The sequence below is a fragment of the Bacteroidia bacterium genome, from assembly GCA_016218155.1.
Lineage (GTDB): Bacteria > Bacteroidota > Bacteroidia > Bacteroidales > GWA2-32-17 > GWA2-32-17.
Genome location: JACREQ010000077.1, coordinates 1 through 4,001, shown reverse-complemented (window position 1 = coordinate 4,001; position 4,001 = coordinate 1). Strand labels below are relative to the sequence as shown.

The window sequence follows — 4,001 nt, the reverse complement described above, 5'->3', positions numbered from 1 at the left end:
ACATAAAAAAACTGTTTAAAAGTCGTCAAGCCGCAACAACGTGTCAGGTAGATAGGTGATTTTGATTTTGTCAAGGTGAAAACAGTTTTTACCATAAAATACAATTCTTTTTTGCAGCTTTTTAACTTTTTGTGCCTAACGTTTGGCGCTTGGAAAAGCTGGGCATTTAGACGCAGTCGGTGTCAAACCGCTAAAAAGTTTACAATTTGTTAAAATTGTCAAGTTGCCCATAGCTGCCCAGTTTTTACCAAACGTGTGTTAGCAACTGGGCGTATTGTTATTTTCATTGAAAAACAAACTTGTCAAGTTAATAATGCTTTGTTAAAAAGAACGTTTTTATTTGTTTCGTGATACCAAAGATTTAGTTTTTTTAAGGTCGGCTAATGAATACTAAAAAGGCTGGCTCTTTGACAAGTTTGGATTTAGCGATTGCATTGTGTGACTTGGCAATGTGCCAAACTATAAGTAATTATTCTTTTACGATTTTCTTAAAATCATAAGTCTTACCATTATCAAATTTTATTAAATAAACTCCAGATGTAAACTTTGTTGTCTGCACTATTGTTTTTTCTATCAGATTACCTTTGAAAACAACTTGTCCTTTAGAATTTAGAATCTCAAAATTTAGTATGTCTTTATTTCCTTTAAATGCAATATTTAATTCAGTTGTTATAGGGTTTGGATAAATGCATATATCTTCTTTATCATTATATAATTGGGTTACGTCAATAGTTGTTTGTGGACTAGTATAGAAATTGTAACCACCTTGTCCATTATCGACTGCATCGTTAGGATATACTAGGTTGTTAAATACTGCATGTGGAACAAAAAAACTACTACCACTAGGATTAATTTTAAAACAGTAATATTGAGCAGAAGAATAGCTGTAACCAGTATTATATTCATAAAAGTTACCATTTAAAGTCATTAAAGTTGGTTGCCATCCTGTTACATCACATAATAGAGCAACACTTGAGCCACCAACGTAATCAACAATATCTTTTGAAAGATAAAACTTTCCGTTTTGATAAAAACCGTAATCATTTCTATCAAACATGGTTTGTTGTCCGTATTCTGGATATTTTATTGTAATGTATTGTCCGTTTGAATTACCATACCAATTTGAATAGAAAGCTTCCTTGCAATCAGTTGAAGTTGTAGTTAAAGGATCTGTCCAATAATCCATACCTGCTTGTAATGCAATGTCACCTGAAATTAAAAGTCTAATTTCTACCTTATGGCGTTTACCATAAGTACAAAATTGTCTAACACCCCAAAAATGATTTACTTTACTTGGTTGCTGACCAACATCTATTCTCAAATATCCACCGTTCTTATTTGAGTTAGTCATAATTGTAGGTGGAGTGCTGTCAAACCATGTTGGAAAACGACTAAATAAACCGCCCTCGTTAAGTATTAAGCCTCCACTACCAATATAATCTTCTGTATAAAGCACTGTTTCTACTCCTGAAGCAGTATCTTCTTCAATTAATTTGATATAATCGATTGAGATATAACCACTATTTGGAACTTGGTTATTTTGTAATGTTACAGCTTGAAACCAAGCAATACCATATTGATTTGAAAGCGGAGTGGATGAATACATAATTTGTGAAAAGGGATGTTGTGCATCGATTGGAGTTTGTCCCAATAAGTTTAATGAAAATATTGGAATAAAAATTAACAGAAATAAAACTTTTGTTTTCATGACTATTTATTTTTAAGTTTTGCTCCGTTTTTTAGAGTGGGTTCTGGACTCCACAACGTTATATCTTATTCTTTTACAATTTTCTTAAATTCAAAAGTCTTACCATTTTCAAGTTTTATTAAGTAAACCCCTGAAGGAAAATTTGCTATTTGTACAACAGTTTTTTCTATTAAGTTTCCTTTAAAAACAACTTGCCCAATTGAATTTAAAATTTCAAAATCTGTTTTTTCTTTATTTTCTTTATTTTCAATGATTAATTCATTAAATACTGGGTTGGGATAAATACAAATTTCTGATTTTTGAAAATTATTTTCTTCAACAAAAACACCTCCATTAGTGGTTTTGAGAATTGTTCCACCTTCACCAACAATGTAACCTGTATTAGCATCAGTAAAATGAACAGAGTATAAAAAATTAGTCACATTACTTGTTTGTGTTGTCCAGTTCGTACCACCATTGTTAGTTTTTAAAATAATTCCAGGCCATCCAACTACATAACCTGTATCCATATTGTTAAAGAAAACGGAACGCAAGGAATTATTTGTCCCAATTATTTGAACTGTCCAATTCGTACCGCCATTGGTCGTTTTTAGAATTCTACAATTATCCCCTGCCACGTAACCAGTATTTGCATCGGTAAAGAATACAGAATATAAGTCTTGACTTGCTCCACTAGTTTGAGAATTCCAGTCTACACCACCATTGGTTGTTTTAAGAATTGTACCAGAAGTACCAACAACATAACCCGTATTTATATCAATAAAATAAACTGAAAATAAAGGAATTGTTAATCCGCTAGCTTGAGATGACCAAGTCAAACCGCCATCGGTAGTTTTAAGAATTGTACCATAAGAACCTACAGCATAACCATTATTTGCATCTGGAAAAAAAACGGAAATTAAAGAATTAGTTGTACCACTTGTTTGAGCAATCCAATTTGTTCCACCATCGACTGTTTTTAGAATGAGACCATATGATCCAACTATATAACCAGTGTTGACATCTGTAAAATAGACGGATTGTGGAATATCAAATGTCCCGCTTGTTTGTGTATTCCAGTTTATTCCACAATTAATTGTTTTTAGAATTATATTACTAGTCGGAGAAATATGTCCTCCAACAGCATAACCTGTATTTGCATCAGTAAAATAAACTGACTTCAAATCATTTGTTGTACCACTTGATTGTAATGTCCATTGTGCTTTTACTGCTATTACGTTAAAAAGTAATATAAAAAAAACAATTGAAGAAAACAATAATTTATTTTTCATAATCATCATAAATTTATTTGGTTAATAAAATTTTCTTTGTTCCAAAGTGATTGCTTACAGATTATTTCATAATTGATGATAGATTAATAATATTATTTTTTTCTATTTCCATTTTATTCACAATATCAGGTATATTATTATTAGATTTAATTTTTATCAATGCTTTACAATCATCAATACTACTGAGTTTAAATCCATCAAATAAAATAAAAGAAGCTGAGTTTGGAACCTTAAGGGAAAATCTTTTTTCTCCCTTTTCGGTAATAGTAATTATTTTATTTTTATTTATTCCCGTATATCTTACATCCTTCATGCCATCACATATTGCACGATATAAAATAAAATCAGTATTGGATTTAGAATCAGTTGTAATTAAAAAATTAAAAGTCATTGAATCTTTTCCAGCAATAAAAGAGGAAATATAAATTTTGTAATTTCCTTTAAAATCATTATTGGACCACAGAATTTTATTTAACAATGTTTCATTAGAAACATTGTTTTGAGCAAAAAGTAAAGTTCCTGAAATCATGAGTAAAAAAGTAAATATATTTTTCATATGTATGAACTTTGTTAGTTATTTTATTATTAATATTGTTAAATATGTTTTATTTGTTTTCAAAGTCAAAAGTAATCATTTTAAATCATATACAAAATAATGTGAGTCGGAAGATTTGCTCTTTTGGCTGCCCTCTCGTGTCGGCTTAGTGCGTATGCAGGCAGCCAAATGTGCAAATGTGTGTGAGCATTCCTTGTTTTTTCCCTGTGGGTCGGCAAAAAACTAAATCTTTTGTTTTTCAAGTCATTCACTTTTTAATTTTTTATTTCGTTTCAAATTTATATTCATTGTCAAGTTTGTAGTTTGTCTTTCCCACGCCTTGTTGCTAACGGTTTGCGGTTGAATTTGGCAGGCTTTTACTTGCACTGGTTGTCAAACCGCTAAAATGCTTGAACATTGTTATTCTTGTCAAGTTGCCAATAACAGCCTGCTAAATTTTAACCGTGTGTTAGGCAATGTTGTTATT

The 4,001-nt window shown here is 30.7% G+C and carries 3 protein-coding genes; all 3 read right to left on the bottom strand.

Translation table 11 applies throughout. The annotated features are described in order from the left end of the window. Nucleotides 1-469 precede the first annotated feature (469 nt). The 3 genes from HY951_14210 to HY951_14200 all read right to left on the bottom strand — a co-directional run bounded on the left by HY951_14210 (nucleotide 470) and on the right by HY951_14200 (nucleotide 3,535). Nucleotides 470-1,708, bottom strand: coding sequence for a T9SS type A sorting domain-containing protein (locus HY951_14210; GenBank protein ID MBI5541215.1), 1,239 nt, complete (start codon nucleotides 1,706-1,708; stop codon nucleotides 470-472). Nucleotides 1,709-1,773: 65 nt separating this feature from the next. Next, nucleotides 1,774-2,979 (bottom strand): T9SS type A sorting domain-containing protein, encoded by a 1,206-nt coding sequence (locus HY951_14205; protein MBI5541214.1) that lies wholly within the window; start codon nucleotides 2,977-2,979, stop codon nucleotides 1,774-1,776. A gap of 61 nt (nucleotides 2,980-3,040) precedes the next feature. Continuing rightward, nucleotides 3,041-3,535, bottom strand: a complete 495-nt coding sequence (locus HY951_14200) for a hypothetical protein (protein MBI5541213.1) — start codon at nucleotides 3,533-3,535, stop codon at nucleotides 3,041-3,043. Nucleotides 3,536-4,001 lie beyond the last annotated feature (466 nt).